Consider the following 22,257-nt stretch of genomic DNA (forward strand, 5'->3'; position numbering starts at 1 on the left):
GGATATTAAATATAGTATAGTTACTTATCCTATATCTTTTTTTATTTATAAAATGAAAAATTATTACTTTATAAAACATTACAAAACTTCAATTTTAATAATTTAAATATCGTGTTAAAATAAATTATAGTAATTTACATAATATTAAAAAAATTGTCTACATTTAAATAGGAGTGGATGAAAAGTGAAAATTTATATAGTAAGACATGGACAAACACTTTGGAATATAGAGAAAAAAATTCAAAGTTGGGGAGATTCTCCTTTAACAGAAGAGGGAATTAAATGTTCTAAAGAAGTAGGAGTAAAGTTAAATAGTATAGAGTTTAAAAAAATATATTCAAGTGATGTTGGACGAGCTATAAAAACATCAGAATTAATTAGAGGAGATAGAAATATAAATATAATAGAAGTCCCAGAATTTAGGGAGATAAATTTAGAAAGGTGGAGAGGAAAATGTTTTGAATCTTTTCAAGGTGTGGAAAAAGAAGATTATCATACTTTATTCAATTTTCCTCACAAATATATACCTAACAATGATGAAAGTTATGAACAATTTTATAATAGAGTAAAAAAAGCTTGTAAGAATATAATTAACGAAAATAAAGAAGGAAATATACTTATAGTAACTCATTTTCATACTATTAGAGCTATATTAGCATATTTAAAGGAAATTCCTTTAGATAAACTAGCAGAGGAAATAGTATATATAAAAAATAATGAAGTTATAGAGATAGAATTAGCATAAGAAATGAAATATAAAGCAATATTAAGAATAGAGAATTTATAAATTATATGTGGGTGAATAAATATGTATATGGATTTTAATTTAAATTTATCACAGGAACAAAAACTAATAATGACACAACAAATGCAATTATCTATAAAATTGCTACAGATGTCTACTTATGATTTAAGGGAATATATAGAAAAAGAGTTTTTGGAAAATCCTGTCTTAGAAGCTCAGTATGAAATTCTAGAAGAATATAAAAAAGATAAGGATAGATTAGATTATAAAGAACTTATAAAATATTTAGAATCGGATAATTATGGATCTCAAAGTTATGGAGAATATGATGAAAATAAAATATCACCTTTTACTTTTTTAAGTAGCACTAAATCTTTAATAGAATATTTACATGAGCAAATTTTAGAATTACCTATAGATAATTATATTAAATCAATATGTGATTATATAATTGAAAGCTTAAATAATAAAGGGTATTTAGACATTTCTTTAGAAGAATTGTCTAAAGAAATGTCATGTTCTATGAAAATATTAGAGAAAGCAATAATTATTATTCATAATTTAGAGCCAGCAGGAATAGGGGCTAGAGATCTTAAAGAATGTTTAATATTACAATTAATAAGAAAAGGAGAGCAACATTCAAAAGCTTGTGAAATAGTAAACAATTATTTAGATGAATTAGCAAATAATAAATATAATATTATTGCAAAAAAATTAAAAATTTCAATAAAAGAAGCTCAAAAATATGGAGATTTAATAAAATCTTTAGAGCCTAAGCCTTCAAGAGGATTTTATACTGGAGAAGATGTTAAGTTTATTATTCCAGATGCAGAGGTAAGAAAAATAGATGGTGAATTTTTTATTATAATGAATGATAATGTATTACCTAGATTATCAATTAATAACGTATATAAAGATTTATTAGAGCATGAAAGAGATAAAAATGCAGTAAATTATATTAAAGATAAAATGGGAAAAGCGGTATTTTTGATAAAAAGTATAAATCAAAGAAAAACTACTTTATATAAAGTGTTAGAAAAAATTGTTGAAAAACAAAAAGAATATTTTAGTAAAGGGGAAAAATATTTGATACCTATGACTTTAAAAGAAATAGCAGATGAATTACAAATACATGAATCTACTGTATCTAGAGCTATAAGAGAAAAATTTATATTAACTACTTTTGGAACTATAAAAATAAAAAAATTATTTACTATAGGATTACAAAGTAATAATTTTTATAATACTGAAGCAGATATATCTGTAAATAGAATAAAAAATGAAATAGAAAATTTAATAAGTGAAGAAAATAAAAGTAAACCTATGTCAGATCAATTTATTTGTGATTTGTTAAATGATAAAGGAATAAATATATCTAGAAGAACTGTAGCAAAATATAGGGAAGAGCTTGGAATAAAATCTTCATCAAAAAGAAAAAGATTTTAAAAAGAAATAAATTTAATAAATAATTAATTAAATTTTTGAGAAAAATACAGAAGAAATAAAAAACTTCTGTATTTTTTTATTAATTAAATAAAATTTGCTAAAAATAATGATAAAATATAAAAAATGAAAAAAAAATGAAAAAAATTTAAGAAAATACTTTAAAAATTTTAAATAGTGTTTTATAATTAAAACTGTGGGACATTTAAGTTGCAAGCGGGACTTAAAATGACCAAAGGAGTTGTTAAATTGCAAGAGATTTTAAAGTTGCAAAAAATAATTGTGCCAGAGATTGTAGACTTATTAGAAAAAAGATATAGTATATTAAGGACTATTTACTACAATCAACCTATTGGAAGAAGGATATTAGCTAATCAGCTTAACTTAGGAGAAAGAATTGTAAGAACAGAGATAAGCTTTTTAAAAGAACAAAATCTCATTCAAATAAGCACTCCCGGGATGTCTGTAACGCCAGAAGGAGAAAACATATTAGAAGCATTAAAAAGTTTTATTCATGAAATAAAGGGTCTATCTAATATGGAAGATAAAATAAAGAGACTTCTTAAGTTAAAGGATGTAGTTATAGTGCCAGGTAATATTGATGAAGAAGAAGGAGTAGGTAAAGAATTAGGAAAAGCTACTGCTAATTATGTTAAAAATATTATCAAAGATAATGACATTGTAGCCATTACAGGTGGTAGTACAGTAAAAGAAGTTGTTGACAATTTTCCCAAAATGCCTCATATTAATAATGTGTTGGTTGTCCCTGCAAGAGGTGGAATGGGAAAAAAAGTAGAAACACAAGCTAATACATTAGCCGCTCAATTAGCTAAAAAAGTTAATGGAAACTATAAAATGCTTCATGTACCAGCAAATGTAAGTGAAGAAATTATAGATACTTTAATTAAACAGCAAGATATAAAAGAAATTATAGATAATGTAAAAAATGCTAATATACTTATTTATGGTATAGGACAAGCAGAAAAAATGGCTCAGAAAAGAGGAGTACCAAAAGAGGTTATAGATAAATTGTTACAGTTAGGTGCTGTAGGTGAAGCTTTTGGATGTTATTTCAATAAAAATTCAGAAGTAGTATCTATAATGCAAACTTTGGGAATTAATATAAATGATATAAAAAAAATAGAAACACATATTGCAGTAGCAGGAGGAAAAAGTAAAGTAGATGCTATAATGGCTACTATTTGTAATAATAAAAATGGTGTTCTAGTTACTGATGAAAGTGCTGCAAAAGAAATTTTAAAAAAATTAAATGAGAGCGAATAAATTTGAAAATAAACTCTCACAATAACTTAGTGTTAAAATATTTAAAAATATTTTATATAAAACATCTTAGGAGGTATTTACGATATGGTAAATGTTGCTATCAATGGATTTGGAAGAATAGGAAGATTAGCTTTAAGATTAATGGCTAATAACCCAGAGTTTAACGTTGTTGCTATCAACGATTTAACTGATGCTAAGACATTAGCTCACTTATTTAAATATGACTCAGCTCAAGGAAGATTCGATGGAGAAATCGAAGTTAAAGAAGGTGCTTTCATAGTTAACGGTAAAGAAGTTAAAGTTACTGCTGAAAGAAATCCTGAAAACTTACCATGGGGAGAATTAAACGTAGACGTAGTTTTAGAGTGTACTGGATTCTTCACTTCAAAAGAGAAAGCTTCAGCTCACTTAAAAGCTGGTGCTAAGAAAGTTGTTATATCAGCTCCAGCTGGAAATGACTTACCAACAGTTGTATTTAACGTAAACCATGACATATTAACTGGAGAAGAAACAGTTATATCAGGTGCTTCATGTACTACAAACTGTTTAGCACCAATGGCTAAAGTATTAAACGATAGCTTTGGATTAAACAAAGGTTTCATGACTACAATTCATGCTTACACTAATGATCAAAACACTTTAGATGCTCCACATGCTAAAGGTGATTTAAGAAGAGCTAGAGCTGCTGCTGCTAACATAGTTCCAAACTCAACTGGAGCTGCTAAAGCTATAGGTTTAGTTATACCAGATTTAGCTGGAAAATTAGACGGAAACGCTCAAAGAGTACCTGTAATAACTGGTTCATTAACTGAGTTAGTTTGTACTTTAGATAAGAAAGTAACAGTTGAAGAAGTTAACGCTGCTATGAAAGCTGCTTCAAACGAGTCATTTGGATACACTGAAGATCCAATAGTATCATCAGACGTAATCGGAATAACTTTCGGTTCATTATTTGATGGAACTCAAACTAAGATTATGGAAGTTAATGGAGAGCAATTAGTTAAAGTTGCTTCTTGGTATGATAACGAAGCATCATACACTAACCAATTAATCAGAACTTTAAAATTCTTTGTTACAAAATAATTTTTGAAACATAAATTTTAAATAATTATATAACATATTAGAGCTGGTCTGGTTTTGTAGTTAAAGCTATGAGGTCAGGCCACTTTAACATATAAAATAATTTTTAAAATGCTTTTCTTATTAACATAATTATTAATAGGAATAATATGAGCAAATAATTTTAAGAGGTGAAGAGAATGAGCTTTAATAAAAAGACTATTGAAGATGTTCAAGTAGAAGGAAAAAAAGTATTAGTTAGATGTGACTTTAACGTACCATTAAAAGATGGTGTTATAACTGATGAAAATAGATTAAATGGTGCTTTACCAACAATCAAATACTTAATGGATAAAGGAGCTAAAGTTATACTTTGCTCACATTTAGGAAAAGATGCTTCTAAATCATTAGCACCAGTTGCTAAGAGATTAAGTGAAATGCTTGGAAAAGAAGTTGTTTTTGCTGCTGATGCAGAAGTTGTAGGAGAAAACGCTAGAAAAGCTGTTGCAGAAATGAAGGATGGAGATGTTGTATTATTAGAAAATACAAGATCAAGAAAAGAAGAAACTAAGAATGGTGAAGAGTTATCAAAAGAATTAGCTAGTTTAGCTGATATATATGTTAACGATGCATTCGGAACAGCTCATAGAGCTCACTCATCAACTGAAGGCGTTACTAAGTTTGTTGATACAGCTGTATGTGGATATTTAATTCAAAAAGAATTAAAATTTTTAGGAGAAGCTGTTAATAATCCAATTAGACCATTTGTTGCTATATTAGGTGGAGCTAAAGTTTCAGATAAAATAGCTGTTATAGAAAACTTATTAGATAAAGTTGATACTTTAATAATAGGTGGAGGAATGGCTTACACATTCTTAAAAGCTCAAGGATATAGCGTTGGAAACTCATTAGTTGAGGCTGATAGAATAGACTACGCTAAGAAAATGATAGATGATGCTGCTGCTAAAGGAGTTAAGTTCTTATTACCAGTAGATCATAGAATTGCTAAAGAATTCAAAGATGTTGAGCCTGTAATAACAGAAGATCAAAATATTCCAGATGGATACATGGGATTAGATATCGGACCTAAAACAGAAGTTTTATATGCTGATGCAATAAAAGATGCTAAAACTGTTATATGGAATGGACCAATGGGAGTATTTGAATTTGAAAACTTCAATAAAGGAACAATAGCAGTTGCTAAAGCTATGGCTGATGCTGATGCTACAACAGTAATAGGTGGAGGAGATTCAGCTGCTGCTGTTAATATTTTAGGATTTGGAGATAAAATGACTCACATCTCAACAGGTGGTGGAGCTTCATTAGAATTCTTAGAAGGAAAAACTTTACCAGGAATAGCTGCATTAAACGATAAATAATTATTTAATAAAGCTTTAAAATAAGTTATATAAAGGCTTTATAACTTAAATTATTTTATATATTTTAAGCTAATTAATTTAGCTATTAGATTGAAGTAAAAAAATTATATAAATTTATATTATGGAAGAGAGGTTTTAATCTTTCTTTCCATAATAATATTAAAATAAAATTTAGAGGTGAACAAAATGAGAACTCCAATAATCGCAGGAAACTGGAAAATGCACTATACACCAGCTGAGGCTGTTAAAGTTGTAGAAGAATTAATACCATTAGTAAAAGACGCTAAATGTGACGTTGTTATATGCCCAACTTTTGTTTGTTTAGATGCTGTTAAAAAAGCAGTTGAAGGAACAAATGTTAAAATAGGTGCTCAAAACATGCATTTTGAAGAAAAAGGTGCTTTTACAGGAGAAGTTGCTCCAGGAATGTTAGAAGCTATGGGAATTGATTATGTTGTTATAGGACATAGTGAAAGAAGAGAATACTTCAACGAAACAGATGAAGCTTGTAATAAAAAAGTTAAAGCTGCTTTCGCTCATAACTTAACACCAATTCTTTGCTGTGGAGAAACTTTAGAGCAAAGAGAAAATGGAACTACAAATCAAGTTATAGAAGCTCAAATAAAAGCTGATTTAGCTGGATTAACTAAAGAGCAAGCTGAAAAAGTTGTTATAGCTTATGAGCCAATCTGGGCTATAGGAACTGGTAAAACTGCTACTTCTGAACAAGCTAATGAAACAATAGCTGCAATCAGAGGAGTTGTTGCTGAAATGTTTGGTAAAGAAGTTGCTGATAAAGTAAGAATCCAATATGGTGGATCAGTTAAACCAAATACAATAAAAGAGCAAATGTCAATGTCTGATATAGATGGTGCTTTAGTTGGTGGGGCTAGTTTAGTTGCTACAGACTTTGCACAAATCGTTAATTTCTAATTAATTTATAATAAAAAAGCTATCCATTAAAATATGGGTGGCTTTTTTGTTATACAAAATTAAAAATAAAATTTAATTTTAATGTGGTAAATAAGTTTATTGCAAATATAAGTTAGTATAAATATATTTTTTACATAAGGTTGTAGAAGTATGGGAAAAAATAATTTATATGAAATATATCACATACAAAATAAAATATAAAGTTAAAAAAGAAAAATTTCATATGCAAATGTTTTCTTAAAATCCTTGTAGTTGTCTGATAATTGCAAATATAGTATAATTAAAAAAGAATTCTATGAAATATGTATTATATTTTAGGGAGAAATTTATATAATGTTGGAGGATTAAAATAGATGACTAAGAAACCTGTAATGTTAATGATATTAGATGGATTTGGAATAGCTCCAAAACAAGATGGAAATGCAGTAGAAGCTGCTAAGAAACCAAATTATGATAAATATTTAGCAAAATTCCCACATACTGAATTACAAGCTTCAGGAATGGCTGTAGGTCTTCCAGAGGGACAAATGGGTAACTCTGAAGTTGGACATTTAAATATAGGTGCTGGTAGAATAATATACCAAGAGTTAACAAGAATAACTAAAGAAATAGCTGAAGGAAACTTCTTTGATAACGTTCCTTTAAATGATGCTATGGATAATGCTTTAAAGAATAATTCAGCTTTACATTTAATAGGCTTATTATCAGATGGTGGAGTTCACTCACATATAGATCATTTAAAAGGTCTTTTAAAATTAGCTAAAAAAAGAGGAGTAGAAAAAGTATACGTTCATGCTTTTATGGATGGTAGAGATGTTGCTCCTGGCTCAGGTAAAAATTTTGTAGAAGACTTAGAAAAGTATATGGCTGAAATTGGTTTAGGTAAAATAGCTACAATCAGTGGAAGATACTATGCTATGGATAGAGATAATAGATGGGAAAGAGTTCAATTATCTTACAATGCTATGGTTTTAGGAGAAGGAGAAAAGGCTTCTTCAGCAGTGGATTGTATGGAAAACTCATATCATGACAACAAAACTGATGAGTTCGTATTACCATGTGTAATAGAAGATGATGATCATCCAGTTGCAAAAATAAAGAGTGGAGATTCAGTAGTATTCTTTAACTTCAGACCAGATAGAGCTAGAGAGTTAACTAGAGCTATGGTTGATAGAGAGTTTAAAGGTTTTGAAAGAGAGCAATTAAATTTAACTTTTGTTTGTATGACTCAATATGACAAAACAATAAAAGAAGCAGAAGTTGCTTATAGACCTGAAAGCTATACAAATACTTTAGGAGAATATGTAGCTAATAAAGGGTTAAACCAATTAAGAATTGCTGAAACTGAAAAGTATGCTCATGTTACTTTCTTCTTTAACGGTGGAGTAGAACAACCAAATACTAATGAAGATAGAGCTTTAGTAGCATCACCAAAGGTTGCAACTTATGACTTAAAACCAGAAATGAGTGCTTTTGAATTAACAGATGAGTTAATAAATAGATTAGATTCAGGAAAGTATGACATGATTATATTAAACTATGCTAACCCAGATATGGTTGGTCATACAGGAGTATTTGATGCAGCTGTTAAAGCAGTTGAAACAGTAGATACTTGCTTAGGTAAAGTAGTTGAAAAAATGTTAGATTTAGATGGTACAGTATTTATTACTGCTGACCATGGAAATGCAGAAACAATGATAGATTATTCAAATGGTAATCCAATGACAGCTCATACTACACTTCCAGTTCCATTTGTATGGATATCAAAAGAGGCTGAAGGTAGAACATTAGTACAAGATGGAAAGTTAGCTGATATAGCGCCAACAATGTTAACTGCTATGGGATTAGAAGTTCCATGTGAAATGACAGGACATAACTTAATGAAATAATTAAATTAATAAAAGAGACTAGAAATTATTATTTTTCTAGTCTTTTTTTTCTTTTTATTTAGTTAATATTTAAATAATTTCATTAATATATAAAAGTTTTAAAATTTTTTAAAAAAATAAATATATATAGTTATGTGTTATAATTTCTACAAGTATTTATAAATATAAAAATATATATTAAATTATGGTGCAAAGGAAGAGGAAAAAAATTATGGTAGAAAAAGTTTTTAATAAATTAATGGTAAATAGAATAGATAAAAGTTATTTAAAAATAAGTTGGCAAATAGATGATAAGGAAGAAGTAAGTATATATTGGAATAATAAACCTATTATAAATGGTAATGAAAAATTTTTAATAAATATTAAAGAGAATGAAGTTATTTTAAGAGAGCCTTGTAAAAATGAAAGATTTTATTTTATATTAAAATGTAATGGATATAAAGATGATATAGTTTCTGAAGTAAGATTACCTCTAGAAAAACTTGTTAACTTCAGAGATTTAGGTGGAATAAAATCAAAGGATGGAAAAAAGGTAAAATGGGGAGTGTTTTTTAGATCAGAAGAATTAAAAGATTTAGGTAAAAATGATATTGAGTACATAGAAAGTTTAGGATTAAAAACTATATTAGATTATAGATCAAGAATTGGAGCAACCTTAAAAAAAGATACTAGTATAAAAGGAGCAAAATACATTAGTGTACCAGCATTTAGTATAGGAAAAGAGTTAGAAAGTTTAGGGGAGGGATTAGAAGAAAATTTTGATATATTAGCTCTTTTAAAATCACCTAAAGTTATAAAAGCTATAGGCAATCCCGTGACTTTTGCAAGTGAAATGTATAAAAGAATGATTTTTAATAATAAGGCATATAAGGAACTTATGATGTTAATACAAAACACAGGAAATCTTCCAATAGATCAACATTGTACTCAAGGCAAAGATAGAACAGGTGTAGGAGTAGCAATATTATTATTAGCCTTAGGCGTAGATGAAGAGTTAGTAGTAAAGGATTATTTAGCTTCAAATAAATATAGAAAAATTGTTAATGATGAAATTAAACAATCTATTGAAAAATCAAAGTTTTCTAAAGAAGAAGTGGGAATGCTTGATATAGTGATGAAAGTTCGTGAAGAATATATAAGAAGTTCTATAAAAGCTATGAAAGAAAAATATGGTTCAATAAATATGTATTTAGAAAAAGAATATGGATTAACAGAAGAGAAACTACAAAAACTTAAAAATGAATATTTATATTAAATAGAAAATAACAAGTATTGATTTTAAATTTTAAAATCAATACTTGTTATTTTTTAATAAATATAGATTTGTTAAAATATTTTACTATGTACAAGGATCATTATAATTTAGAAGAAAAATTTAAGTTTTTTGTTAGAAATTCTTAATAATTTTAAGGGGTAATTTGTAATTGTTATAGTGTATTATTTAAAATGAAAAGCAAAGACAATAAAGAGAATAGGGGGAAATATTTTGAGTAATATTAATAATACCGAAATAATGGATAGTGGAGTTTCTGATAGTGAACATAAAAAGAATTTAAGAGAAAAATTAAAAAAGAAAAAAATATATAAAGAAAGGGAAGAAAAAGAAAATAATAAAGATTGTAAAAAAAAGCCTATACCATTTATTATTAGTTTCATAAGTTATGTATTAATAGGATTCCTTATTTTTGGAATTATAAAATCACCAACTTTAAAAGTAGATAAATTTTATAATAGCAATGAGTTTAAAAACATATTACTTTATGAAGTAGCGCAGAGTATAAATAATATTGTTTATTATGGTGTTGATAATGAACACTTATTAGATAAAAACAATGAATATAATAAAAAAGTAGATGAATTAAATAAAATTTATGAAGAAAAAGAGAAAAATTTAAGTTATGACTTTCAAATACAATTAGAAGAAGTTATAGCAGGAAAAAATATTGATTTATTAAATAAAATATTATCATACTGTGGAATATCTTATGATACTTGGAAAACACTAGATGAAACTGAAAAAAGATTATATATAAGTGATTTTAAAAAAGGATATCATTTTGAAGAGGAAAAAGATAATTTAAAAAAAATGAAAGATTTAGAAACAGAAAAATTTAAGGAAGAAATATTAGGATATGAGACTAGTGAAGCTTTAAGTAGATATGAAAATGCTAAAAGTTTACTTAATAGATATATTAATTTTAAATATTATATTGTAGATAATAAAAATAATAAAGTAATTACTAATATGCAAGGCATAAATGATAAAGTTTATATAGAGAGAGAGTTAAAGGAAAACTCAGAAGCATATATAATTATAAAAGATGATAATTCTGAATCTAATATAGATAAAAAAATAATAAATGAATTACATTTTGATTATAATTTGTTCAAAGAAAAAGATACAGATATATATATACAAATTCCTAAAAATATGCAACCAGGAGATGATATATATGATATTAAAGAAAAATATGAAGGAGACAGTAATAATTTATTTGTAAAAATCTCTTTAATTTTAGGTAGTATAGGAACGTTAATATATTTAATTTATTTAATAGTAAATAGAAAAAGATATTTTATAGAAGGACATTTAAATAAGTTATATAAAATTTTATATACTGAAGTTAAGATTATAGGCTCTGTATTATTAGTATCATTAAGTTTTATATTATTTGTAGATTTTATTTTATTTAATTCACATTATTTTTATTCACATTACTTAAAATGTTTTTTTATTAGTATTATTTTTTCTTTATGCTTATTTATAACTTTAAATTTAAATATTAAATATATAAGAAACTGTAATAATGTATTTAAGGATTTAATTAACAGAAGTTTAATAATAAAAATTATAGTGAAGCTTTATAGATATTTTAATAGTAAAAAAACAAGTGTTAAGGATGCTATTTCTTTATTATATTTTGAAGGTAAAAAGTCCTATAAAATTTGGATTATACTATCAATTAGTTCATTTATATTAATAGGTGGCATTATAGTTACAATTATAAGTTTTAATGATCCATATAGTGCTAGTGTATTTGTATTTATATATACAATATTAGTAACTATTGCAGTAATTTTAATAATAATTAATCATTTAGCTCAATTACAAAATATAGCTAAAGCAACAGAAGATATTTCAAATGGAAATTTAGATATAAATCTTTCAGAAGAGGGAGATATAGTAACGGCAAGATTAGCTAAGAACATAAATAATATAAGTAAAGGGTTAAAGTTGGCTGTAGAAAATAAAATAAAAAGTGAAAGAATGAAGGGAGAACTTATAACTAATGTTTCTCATGACTTAAAAACTCCATTAACTTCAATTATTAATTATATACATCTTTTAAAAGATGATAAAAATACAGAAGAAGAAAAAAAAGAATATATAAGAATATTAGATAAAAAGTCACAAAGATTAAAAGCTTTAATTGAAGATTTATTTGAGGTGTCTAAGGCTACTAGTGGTTCTATGGAACTTAATCTAGAAAAGGTGGAAATAACAGCGTTATTAAGACAAACTATTGGAGAATTAAAGGAAAAGTTAGATGAAAGTAATATTATTATAAGAACTAAATTGCCAGAAAATAAAATTTACTGTAATTTAGATGGAAACAAAACTTGGAGGGTATTTGAAAATTTAATTATAAATATAACAAAGTATTCTTTATATGGTAGTAGAGCGTTTATAGAAATTGTCGAAAGAGATAATAAAGTAGATATTATAATGAAAAATATATCAGCGGAAGAATTAAATTTTGAAGTAGATGAAATAGTAGAAAGATTTAAAAGAGGGGATAGTTCAAGGCATACTGAAGGGTCAGGACTTGGATTAGCTATAAGTAAAAGCATAGTAGAACTTCAAGGAGGAGAATTTAATATAGCTATTGATGGAGATTTATTTAAGGTTATTATTACCTTTAATAAAATAGAAAATATTTAATAAATTTATTATTTGACTTAAAGAAACTAGAATAATTTTAATAAATTATTCTAGTTTTTAATTTTTTATAAAAATAATTAGATAGCAATAATTATAGTGATATTTTAAAAAAATAAATAAAAGTATTATTATGCTATAATAAAAAGAGATATTAAATCTATAGCTTTCAAATAAAACAAAAGATAAGAAAACCTACAAGTTATTTTAAATAACTAAAAGGATGTGATTTAAATGAAAGCTAAAGCAAGTTTATTTATTATAATAGCCTTTATTATTTTTATCATAGGGAGCTATTTTTTAGTAACTACCATAAATAGTGGGAAAATTCATTATCCTACACAAAATGAAATTCTTCAATCTCATGGGTTAAGACATTAAAGTGTTAAAAAAATATTTATATGTAAATAAACAGGAGTACTTTAAAAAAGTACTTTTGTTTTTAATATTTTGATATTTTGATTTTTCTTAAAGGAAGTGATTAAAAATGCTAAAAAGAAAAGCATTAACAGATTTATTAAGTTTATTAAAAGGAAGAAGTAATTCCTTATTTAGAGCTATGGAAAACATAGAAAATTCTAAGGAACATATTAATGTAGAAACAAAGGATAAATTCTTATTTTATTTAGATAATCTAGCTTGTGCTATTACAAGTATAGATTTGGTATTAGGAGATGAAGGAGATAAGATTTCTAAAATTAAGTTAGAAGAATTATGCAAGAATATTCTTATTGTTTTTGAACAAGATTATAATTATTTAGTAGCCTTAGATAAAAAGATTACTAGAGAAGGAGATGTGCTTTCAGAAACAGAGGGACAACCATTATATGAAGATACTAAAAAATTAAGTAATGATGTAAAAAGTTTAGAAGCTAAGTATGAGTCACATAAAATGGGATTATTACAAGAGTATAAATATATAAAAGAAATATTTATAGGTTTAACAAGTACAGATGATTCTTTTAATACATTTAAAATAAAATTAAATAATATGGCTAATGAGGTTTTTACTTATATTGAACTAGCATAAGTAGCTTTAATTAAAGTTAAAACATATCACTTTCATAATATGTAAATATTATAATGTGTTTATATACTATAAAAGTGATATTTTATTTACACATAGATAAGTATGTGTAAAATTAATGCTATAAATTAATCAGTAATAATAGTTAAAGTAAGTAAAGTATTAAATAAGAAAAATTATTAAGGTGAAAAATTATGATATTATTAAAAATTATTTATTTATTAATTACTATTATAATCATATATATGATTTATTTTATTGTAAGTGGAGTGATGATATTTTCAAGAAAAAAAGAAGTAAGCAAAAGTTTTATTAAAGATATTAATATAAGAAATTTTTATAGTGAAAAAATAGGTAATGATAAAGCTACAATTATAGAAAAACCTTTAGAAGCATTAAAGGTAAGAATAAATCTTATAAAAGAAGCTAAAAATACTATAAATATATGCTACTTTTCAATGGATAGAGGTATTGCAACAGATATAATTTTTGCTTTACTTTTAAAAAAGGCTAATGAAGGTGTAAAAGTTAAAATTTTATTAGATGGAATGTTTCATGGATTAGTTAAGGAAAATAAAGCTATAATATATAGTATTTCAAAGCATCCTAATATAGAGTTAAAATTTTATGAGCCACTTAATTATTTAAAACCTTGGACAATTAACAATAGAATGCATGATAAATATATTATTGTAGACAATAAGATACTTCTTATAGGTGGAAGAAATATAGAAGATAGATTTTACTTTCCTAAAAATATAGGATTTACAACTTATGATAGAGATGTATTAGTTACTAATATTTGTTTAAATACTAAAAAGGTTGCAATAGATAAAAAAAGTGTAATAATTGATGTAAGTAATTATTTCGAATATATCTATAATTGTAAATTTTCAAAGGAATACTTGAAAAAGCTTACTCCTAAAAAATTAAAATTAGCAGAAGAGAGAAATATTGAATTAGCAAATAAGTTAAAAAAGTATAGAGATTTATATTCAGAATATTTTAATGATATGCAGTTGTATAAAATAGGTTGTGAAACTAATAAAATAACTTTAGTACATAATCCTATAGGTAGATTTAAAGAATCTTGGTGTTTATATGATATAGTTAGAATTTTAAATAAAGCTAAAAAATCAATTTTTATACAAACACCATACTTGGTTGTGGATAGGAAAATGCAGAAAACTTATTTGAAAAAGAAATATAATGAAAAATTGTATGTAAATATATTAACTAATTCAAAAGCATCTACCCCTAATTTATTAGCTTATTCTAGATATTTAAAAAATAGAAAGAAAATAGCTGCTTCAGGAGTTACGGTATATGAGTATCAAAGTAAAGATTTTATACATGCTAAAACAATTGCTGTAGATGATGATATATCAATAATTGGTTTGTTTAATATGGACCCAAGAAGTTCTTTTTTAAGTACTGAAACTATGTTGGTAATACAAAGTAGGAAGTTAAGAAACCAATTAGATAAAATTATAGCTTCTTATGAAAAAGAAAGTTTAACAGTTGGAAAAGATGGGAATTACTTGAGGGGAAAGGTGAAAGAAATAAAAATAAGTAAGTTTAAAAGTATTAAAATTAAATTATTATATATTATTGAATCAGGTATTGAATACTTATTATAGTTAAATTTAAAAGTTTAGATAAGTATTTAGTAATTTAATAGTGAAAGCATAAAGAATACATCCATATTTAAAAAGAGTAAAAGATTAAAAATTTTCACTAACTTTTTAAATATGGATGTATTTTTGTTTTTGAAAATGAACCTTTTCTAAGAAACTATATAACTAAATTAAAGTATAAAATTACAAAATTGTAATAATTAAATTTATGAAATAGTAATTTAAGGTGTTTATAATAGGAACTAACATAAGAAGTGAAGGAGAGTTAAATAGGGTTATTATAGAGGTAAAGGATTTGTGTAAAAGTTATGGAAAAGGAGAAGTTAAGGTAGAGGCTTTAAAGAATATAAATTTAACTAAAATTTGAGAGAATTCTCCCACCTCAACCGAAGGTAGGTAGGAGATGAATCGACGAAAGCGTAGCTACACGATAAATATTTCCTGTTGACTATGCTTTTTATTTTTGTTACTATCTAATCAGTAGTAACAAAAATAATGAGGTGATTACTTGAATTTTGATACAAATAATCATTCAGTATTCAAATTGAATTATCATTTAGTGTTAGTAATAAAATATAGAAGAAAAGTTATTAATGATAATATATCTGAAAGATTGAAAGAAATATTTGAAAATATAGCACCTAAATATCTAATAACATTGGAAGAATGGAATCATGATATAGACCATCTTCATTGCTTATTTAGGTCAGCTCCCAATACTGAAATATCTAAATTTCTAAACGCATATAAAAGTGCTAGTAGTAGGCTTATAAAAAAAGAATTTCCTAATATAAAAAATAAACTATGGAAAGAATATTTTTGGAGTAGAAGTTACTGTTTAGTTACAACAGGTGGAGCGAATATAGAAACAATTAAAAAATATATAGAAAATCAAGGTGAGAAATATGCTAAAGGCTTATAAATATAGAATATATCCAAATGTAGAACAAAAAATATATTTAGCTAAAACATTTGGTTGTTCTAGGTTCATATATAATCAAATGTTGGCAGATAGAATTAAGTCTTATGAAGATAATAAAGATTTAGACATTAAGGAAATGAAATATCCTACACCAGCTCAATATAAAAAAGAATTTGATTGGTTAAAAGAAGTTGATAGTTTAGCGTTGGCTAATGAACAACTTAATTTAGACAAAGCTTATAAGAATTTTTTTAGAGATAAGTCTGTAGGTTTTCCAAAATTCAAAAGTAAAAAAATTAATAGATTTTCTTATACAACTAATAATCAAAAGGGAACAATATTTATTGAAAATGGTTATATAAAAGTTCCTAAATTGAAATCTATGATTAAGATAAAACAACATAGAAATTTTGGAGGATTAATAAAAAGTTGTACTATATCTAAAACACCAAGTAATAGATATTATATTTCTATATTAGTTGATACTGAAAATTTTGCATTACCTAAAACAGATAAAAAAATAGGTGTAGATGTAGGGCTTAAAGAATTTGCAATATGTTCTGATGGATATAGAGTAGCTAATCCAAAACATCTTAGAAAATCAGAAAAAAGATTAGCTAAACTTCAAAGAGAATTATCAAGAAAACAAAAAGGAAGTAACAACAGAAAGAAAGCTAGATTAAAGGTTGCCAAGTTGCATCAAAAAATAGCAGACCAAAGAGCAGATTTCTTAAATAAGTTATCAATTAAGTTAATTAGAGAAAACCAATCAATAGCTATTGAGGACTTAAAAGTTAAGAATATGCAAAAAAATCATAAATTAGCTAAAGCTATAGGTGAAGCAAGTTGGTCAGAATTCAGAAGAATGTTAGAATACAAAGCTAGTTGGTATGGTAGAAATATAATAGTTGCTCCATCAAACTACGCTAGTAGTCAACTTTGTTCTTGTTGTGTCTATAAAAATAAAAAAGTAAAAAACTTAGGACTTAGAGAATGGGTCTGTCCTAATTGTGGAATAAAGCACGATAGGGATATAAATGCAAGTATGAATTTAGAAAAGCTGATAGTATAAATCTATTAGTATTATACTGAGGTCGGTGCGACCTTTTGAGCTTGGGTAAACTTGTAACATTAGTTATATTGACCAAGAAGCTCCCACTTCAAGCTTTAGCTAAGTGGTGAGTAGTTCACGTAAATCTATAATACAAAGTCATAATGGTACAATAGATGTAGAAAATAAAGTTGGAGTAGGGACTATTTTTGAAATTACTTTCTTAAAAAATATTATATGATTAACATAATTTCTGACATGAAAATCACTCCTTCTTGTAATTTTTTATTATCTAAATTATTTTTAAGAAGAAGTGATTTTTAATCAGTTATACAAAATTTTTAACACCCTTAATTACCTAAATAAAATTAATATTTGATTTTTATTAGTTCTTTCTAAAACTCTATATCCTTTACTTGCATAAGTTGCTATTCCATTATGATTTGGCATACAGTATCCATCAACAATACAAGTTCCATCATCTCTAACTAATATTTGTCCTAACATACCTACAGATACCCATTCTTTTCTTTCAGATCTAGGAATATATTCCTTGGTAGTATCATATTCAGGATTTAGGATTGGTTCTGAAATTACAATATTTTTAGTTGGGTTATTATCACTTGGAATTGTTATTGTTTTAAATAAAATTCTACCCCATTCATCTTTTAAAAATTTATTTTTCCATTCAAAGCTTTTATCATTTCCTACGATTGAAGAATTAATTGAAGAAATTCCTAAAATATAAGAATCCTTTTCATTAGATATTCTAATTTTATTTTTTTTCAGAGTTATAAAATATCCTGGATCAATGGAATTTCCATCTATAGTTTCAAAATATTCAGCATAATCTGCACCACCAACTTTAAATTCACTAGCAAATATAGTTCCATTACTAACCATTCTTATAGCTAGGGAAGGAGCATCTTCTCTCAATCCATTAGCTAAACAAAAAGAATAGTCGTCTTTTGTTGATCCAAATTTTCCTATGATGAAAGATCCAGTATGTTCTGCTTTGGTACCATTACCTTGTGCATGTGAATAATTTCCATTAGCTATAGTATTAAGGCCTTCCGCATGAGAAGCAAGACCATTAGCTCTAGTATTATTTCCTTCTGCATGACAATTTTCACCAGAAGAAGTGGATAGATATCCTTCAGCATGAGAGTTATTACCTAATGCACTAGTTTCAGTACCTTCAGCATGAGATTTATTGCCATTAGCAGTACATTTTTCACCTTCAGCATGAGAAGCTGTTCCTTGAGCGTTAGTTTCAGTACCTTCTACATGAGAAAATTGTCCAGAAGCTGTCGTTCTAAAACCTTCTGCGTGTGAATTTCTTCCATTAGATATAGTACGTTCACCTTCAGCATGAGATGCAAAGTGAGATGCAATAGTATTAGAACCTTCCGCATGAGCTGCCACATTAGAAGCTGTAGTATTTAAACCTTCAGAATGCGAGGTAGAGCCAGAAGCACTGGTACTAGAACCTTCAGAATGAGAACTTTCACCGGTAGCTTTAGTATTAGAACCTTCAGCATGAGAGCTAGAACCAGAAGCAATAGTATTAGAACCTTCAGAGTGAGAACTTTTACCAGTAGCTTTAGTTTCATTACCTTCAGAATGAGAAAATAAAGAGTCAGCTAGGGTTTGGTTACCTTCTGAATGACAGCTTTTTCCTATAGCTTTAGTTTTAAAGCCTTCAGCATGGGAAGATTCTCCAGAAGCTATTGAAGTATTTCCTTCTGCATGAGCATTATCATCTATAGCAGATGTTTGAAAGCCTTCCGCATGAGAATTTTCACCATTAGCTTGGGTAGTATTTCCTTCAGCATGGGCATTATCTCCACCAACTCTAGTACTGAGTCCTTCAGCATGAGTATTTTTTCCAGAAGCTTCAGTAGATTTTCCTTCAGCATGAGCAGTTTCACCAGAAGCTATATTACCATTACCTTCTACATGAGAACTATAACCAGAAGCAGTATTACGATTTCCTTCCACATGGGAAGCAATACCTGATGCAATATTATTACTACCTTCCGCATGAGAAACATTACCAGAAGCTGTACTTTCATTGCCTTCCGCATGAGAGTGTGGACCTTCAGCTTTAGTTAAATTACCTTCAGCATGGGAGTTAATACCCATAGATTTAGTAGATAATCCTTCTGTATGAGAATTTTTCCCAGAACTTTCGGTAAGTTCACCTTCAGCATGAGAGTTAATACCAATGGATTTAGTAGATAATCCTTCAGCATGAGAAATAACTCCAGAAGCTTGAGTGTTTTGACCTTCAGCATGAGAAGATTCACCAGAAGCAATAGTTTCATTGCCTTCAGCGTGCGAATGTTCGCCAATAGCTTTTGTGTTACGACCTTCAGCGTGAGAATTATTTCCAGAAGCTTGAACTCTACGACCTTCTGTATGAGAATTACTACCAGAAGCTTCAGTGCTATAACCTTCCGCATGAGAGGCTTCACCTAAAGCTTTATTTCTAAGTCCTTCACTATGAGAATAATTAGCAGAGGCAATGGTTTCAGCACCTTCCGCATGAGAAAAATCACCAGAAGCTTGAGTACTTTGCCCTTCAGCATGAGCTATTTTACCAGAGGCAATAGAACCAGTACCTTCAGCATGAGATGCTTCTCCGGAAGCTTCGGTTTCAGTACCCTCTGCGTGAGAAACATTCCCTAAAGCTTTACTTTCAGTACCTTCCGCATGAGCAGATTCGCCAGAAGCTTGAGTACTTTGTCCTTCAGCATGAGATCCTTGACCAGAAGCTTGAGTAATTAGACCTTCCGCATGAGAAGAAATACCAGATGCTTGTGTACCTTGACCTTCCGCATGAGACGAGGTATTAGAAGCAATAGTCCTAGAACCTTCTGCATGAGAAGAAATACCAGAAGCTCGATTAGCAGAGCCTTCTGAGTGTGAGAAATTACCTGAAGCTTCAGTGCCATTGCCTTCAGCGTGAGTAGCTATACCAGAAGAATTAGTGTTAATACCTTCAGCATGAGAAAAATCATTAGAAGCATTAGTATTTTGACCTTCAGTATGAGATGAAATACCAGATGCTTGAGTACGACTACCTTCCGCATGAGCTACAGTACCAGAAGCTATACTATTTGATCCTTCAGCATGAGAAGAATAGCCAGAAGCTTTAGTTGCTTCTCCTTCAGCATGAGAATTTTCTCCTTCAGCTTTAGTTTCTTTTCCCTCAGCATGAGCTATAGTACCAGATGCTATACTATTAAATCCCTCTGCATGAGAGTTTATATTATTTGCTTTAGTATTAAATCCTTCAGCATGAGAATTTTGTCCTTCAGCTTTAGTTTCCTTTCCTTCAGCATGAGAATTTTTACCTATTGATTTAGAGAATTCTCCTTCTGAATGAGAATTCTCTCCAAGAGATGTAGTGTTAAATCCTTCAGTGTGAGAATAATTTCCAATAGATTTGGTTTTAAATCCTTCAGCATGAGCTCCATAGCCATTAGATTTAGTTTCTAAACCTTCCGCATGAGAGAAATCACCATTAGATTCAGTTTCTAAACCTTCAGCGTGAGAATAATCACCATTAGCTGTATTTTTATAACCTTCAGCATGAGAATTAATGCCTATAGATTTATTAAATTCTCCTTCAACGTGAGAGTTCAAGGCTTCAGCAATAGAGTTTAAGCCTTCAGCATGAGAATTATTAGCAAGAGCTGTTGTTTCATTACCTTCAGCATGAGAATTAATTCCATTAGCTTTAGTATAAAAACCTTCAGCATGAGAATTTTCTTTAGTAGCAACAGTATTAAATCCTTCAGAGTGAGAGGTTTTACCTAAAGCTTTAGTATTAAAGCCTTCAGCATGAGAGTCTTCACCTTTAGCTTCTGTAACTCCACCTTCAGAGTGTGAATTATTACCAGAAGCTAATGTACTACTACCTTCAGCGTGAGAATATTGTCCATTAGCATTACAACCATTTCCTTCAGAGTGAGAAGCTTCACCATTTGCCTGTGATTGAAATCCTTCAGCATGAGAATGCCTTCCTGTAGCTCTTGTTTGTCTATTTTCAGCATGAGAGTTTTCACCAGAAGATATAGATTGAAAACCTTCAGCATGAGAATTTTTTCCCGTAGCTTGAGTAGATTCTCCCTCAGCATGAGAATTTTCATTACTAGATGTTGTATTAGTACCTTCAGCATGAGAAGCATCACCACTAGCTACTGTGCTAATACCTTCAGCATGAGAAACATTACCAGAAGCTATTGTATCAAAGCCTTCAGCATGGGAGTCTTCACCTTCAGCTTTAGTTTCTTCACCTTCACTATGAGAATTATCACCTACTGAAGTTGTATTAAAGCCTTCAGCATGAGAATTAATACCAGAAGCTGTGGTTTGTTTTCCTTCAGCATGTGAATTTATAGCAGTTGCTTTAGTTTCTTCACCTTCACTATGAGAATTGTTTTTTTCAGATATAGTTTTAAATCCTTCTGAATGAGAGTTATTACCTTTTGCTTTTGATTGAAAGCCTTCAGCATGAGAAGCATTACCAGAAGCTATTGTATTAAATCCTTGAGCATGGGAATTTTCCCCTTCAGCTTTAGTTTCCATACCTTCACTATGAGAATTATTACCTATTGAAGTTGTATTAAAACCTTCAGCATGAGAATTAATACCAGAAGCTGTGGTTTGTTTTCCTTCAGCATGTGAATTTATAGCAGTTGCTTTAGTTTCTTCACCTTCACTATGAGAATTGTTTTTTTCAGATATAGTTTTAAATCCTTCTGAATGAGAGTTATTACCTTTTGCTTTTGATTGAAAGCCTTCAGCATGAGAAGCATTACCAGAAGCTATTGTATTAAATCCTTGAGCATGGGAATTTTCCCCTTCAGCTTTAGTTTCCATACCTTCACTATGAGAATTATTACCTATTGAAGTTGTATTAAAACCTTCAGCATGAGAA

15 protein-coding genes and 1 pseudogene are annotated in these 22,257 nt (G+C 28.0%); 15 read left to right on the forward strand and 1 reads right to left on the reverse strand.

Annotation, left to right across the window (positions count from 1 at the left end):
* The first annotated feature begins 184 nt into the window (after nucleotides 1-184).
* The 15 genes and pseudogenes from GBZ86_RS03250 (at nucleotide 185) to tnpB (ending at nucleotide 17,330) form a co-directional block, all read left to right on the forward strand.
* A complete protein-coding gene (locus tag GBZ86_RS03250) occupies nucleotides 185-745 on the forward strand; it encodes a histidine phosphatase family protein (protein ID WP_152887698.1) in 561 nt (186 codons plus the stop codon).
* Nucleotides 746-814: 69 nt separating this feature from the next.
* Nucleotides 815-2,191 (forward strand): RNA polymerase factor sigma-54, encoded by a 1,377-nt coding sequence (gene rpoN, locus GBZ86_RS03255; RefSeq protein WP_207707416.1) that lies wholly within the window; start codon nucleotides 815-817, stop codon nucleotides 2,189-2,191.
* Nucleotides 2,192-2,416: 225 nt separating this feature from the next.
* Nucleotides 2,417-3,472 carry a sugar-binding transcriptional regulator gene (locus GBZ86_RS03260; RefSeq protein ID WP_207707417.1) on the forward strand — a complete coding sequence of 352 codons (1,056 nt, stop codon included), beginning with the start codon at nucleotides 2,417-2,419 and terminating at the stop codon, nucleotides 3,470-3,472.
* Nucleotides 3,473-3,556: 84 nt separating this feature from the next.
* Nucleotides 3,557-4,555, forward strand: coding sequence for a type I glyceraldehyde-3-phosphate dehydrogenase (gap, locus tag GBZ86_RS03265; protein WP_152887702.1), 999 nt, complete (start codon nucleotides 3,557-3,559; stop codon nucleotides 4,553-4,555).
* A gap of 176 nt (nucleotides 4,556-4,731) precedes the next feature.
* Nucleotides 4,732-5,910 (forward strand): phosphoglycerate kinase, encoded by a 1,179-nt coding sequence (locus tag GBZ86_RS03270; protein WP_152887704.1) that lies wholly within the window; start codon nucleotides 4,732-4,734, stop codon nucleotides 5,908-5,910.
* A gap of 186 nt (nucleotides 5,911-6,096) precedes the next feature.
* Nucleotides 6,097-6,843, forward strand: coding sequence for a triose-phosphate isomerase (gene tpiA / locus GBZ86_RS03275; RefSeq protein WP_152887706.1), 747 nt, complete (start codon nucleotides 6,097-6,099; stop codon nucleotides 6,841-6,843).
* Nucleotides 6,844-7,196: 353 nt separating this feature from the next.
* Nucleotides 7,197-8,732 carry a 2,3-bisphosphoglycerate-independent phosphoglycerate mutase gene (gene gpmI, locus GBZ86_RS03280; protein WP_152887708.1) on the forward strand — a complete coding sequence of 512 codons (1,536 nt, stop codon included), beginning with the start codon at nucleotides 7,197-7,199 and terminating at the stop codon, nucleotides 8,730-8,732.
* A gap of 211 nt (nucleotides 8,733-8,943) precedes the next feature.
* Nucleotides 8,944-9,987, forward strand: coding sequence for a tyrosine-protein phosphatase (locus GBZ86_RS03285; protein ID WP_170272144.1), 1,044 nt, complete (start codon nucleotides 8,944-8,946; stop codon nucleotides 9,985-9,987).
* 231 nt (nucleotides 9,988-10,218) lie between these two features.
* Nucleotides 10,219-12,675 (forward strand): sensor histidine kinase, encoded by a 2,457-nt coding sequence (locus tag GBZ86_RS03290; RefSeq protein ID WP_152887712.1) that lies wholly within the window; start codon nucleotides 10,219-10,221, stop codon nucleotides 12,673-12,675.
* A 231-nt stretch (nucleotides 12,676-12,906) separates the two neighbouring features.
* Complete coding sequence (locus GBZ86_RS16960; protein WP_170272145.1) at nucleotides 12,907-13,053, forward strand: hypothetical protein; 147 nt, start codon at nucleotides 12,907-12,909, stop codon at nucleotides 13,051-13,053.
* A 106-nt stretch (nucleotides 13,054-13,159) separates the two neighbouring features.
* Complete coding sequence (locus GBZ86_RS03295; RefSeq protein WP_152887714.1) at nucleotides 13,160-13,702, forward strand: hypothetical protein; 543 nt, start codon at nucleotides 13,160-13,162, stop codon at nucleotides 13,700-13,702.
* A gap of 191 nt (nucleotides 13,703-13,893) precedes the next feature.
* Nucleotides 13,894-15,339 (forward strand): phospholipase D-like domain-containing protein, encoded by a 1,446-nt coding sequence (locus tag GBZ86_RS03300; RefSeq protein WP_152887716.1) that lies wholly within the window; start codon nucleotides 13,894-13,896, stop codon nucleotides 15,337-15,339.
* A gap of 274 nt (nucleotides 15,340-15,613) precedes the next feature.
* Nucleotides 15,614-15,694, forward strand: a pseudogene (locus tag GBZ86_RS18625) (ABC transporter ATP-binding protein); the annotation flags it as partial.
* A 150-nt stretch (nucleotides 15,695-15,844) separates the two neighbouring features.
* Nucleotides 15,845-16,258, forward strand: coding sequence for an IS200/IS605 family transposase (gene tnpA, locus GBZ86_RS03310; RefSeq protein WP_152887718.1), 414 nt, complete (start codon nucleotides 15,845-15,847; stop codon nucleotides 16,256-16,258).
* On the forward strand, nucleotides 16,242-17,330 hold the full coding sequence (gene tnpB / locus GBZ86_RS03315; protein ID WP_152887720.1) for an IS200/IS605 family element RNA-guided endonuclease TnpB: 1,089 nt from the start codon (nucleotides 16,242-16,244) through the stop codon (nucleotides 17,328-17,330). Before tnpA ends, tnpB begins: the two co-directional genes overlap by 17 nt.
* A gap of 333 nt (nucleotides 17,331-17,663) precedes the next feature.
* On the opposite strand, the gene GBZ86_RS03320 is transcribed toward tnpB, so the two are convergent.
* Nucleotides 17,664-22,257: peptidase G2 autoproteolytic cleavage domain-containing protein (locus GBZ86_RS03320; protein WP_327443850.1), on the reverse strand; the 4,594-nt coding region annotated here is incomplete at its 5' end.

Source organism: Clostridium tarantellae, assembly GCF_009295725.1.
Classification (GTDB): domain Bacteria; phylum Bacillota; class Clostridia; order Clostridiales; family Clostridiaceae; genus Sarcina; species Sarcina tarantellae.

Excerpts from the sequence above, each read along its gene's own strand:
- gpmI (WP_152887708.1), top strand. The coding sequence starts at position 7,197 with ATGACTAAGAAACCTGTAATGTTAATGATATTAGATGGATTTGGAATA.
- GBZ86_RS03300 (WP_152887716.1), top strand. The coding sequence starts at position 13,894 with ATGATATTATTAAAAATTATTTATTTATTAATTACTATTATAATCATA.
- GBZ86_RS03285 (WP_170272144.1), top strand. The coding sequence starts at position 8,944 with ATGGTAGAAAAAGTTTTTAATAAATTAATGGTAAATAGAATAGATAAA.
- GBZ86_RS03260 (WP_207707417.1), top strand. The coding sequence starts at position 2,417 with ATGACCAAAGGAGTTGTTAAATTGCAAGAGATTTTAAAGTTGCAAAAA.
- rpoN (WP_207707416.1), top strand. The coding sequence starts at position 815 with ATGGATTTTAATTTAAATTTATCACAGGAACAAAAACTAATAATGACA.
- tpiA (WP_152887706.1), top strand. The coding sequence starts at position 6,097 with ATGAGAACTCCAATAATCGCAGGAAACTGGAAAATGCACTATACACCA.
- GBZ86_RS03270 (WP_152887704.1), top strand. The coding sequence starts at position 4,732 with ATGAGCTTTAATAAAAAGACTATTGAAGATGTTCAAGTAGAAGGAAAA.
- gap (WP_152887702.1), top strand. The coding sequence starts at position 3,557 with ATGGTAAATGTTGCTATCAATGGATTTGGAAGAATAGGAAGATTAGCT.
- GBZ86_RS03295 (WP_152887714.1), top strand. The coding sequence starts at position 13,160 with ATGCTAAAAAGAAAAGCATTAACAGATTTATTAAGTTTATTAAAAGGA.
- GBZ86_RS16960 (WP_170272145.1), top strand. The coding sequence starts at position 12,907 with ATGAAAGCTAAAGCAAGTTTATTTATTATAATAGCCTTTATTATTTTT.
- tnpB (WP_152887720.1), top strand. The coding sequence starts at position 16,242 with ATGCTAAAGGCTTATAAATATAGAATATATCCAAATGTAGAACAAAAA.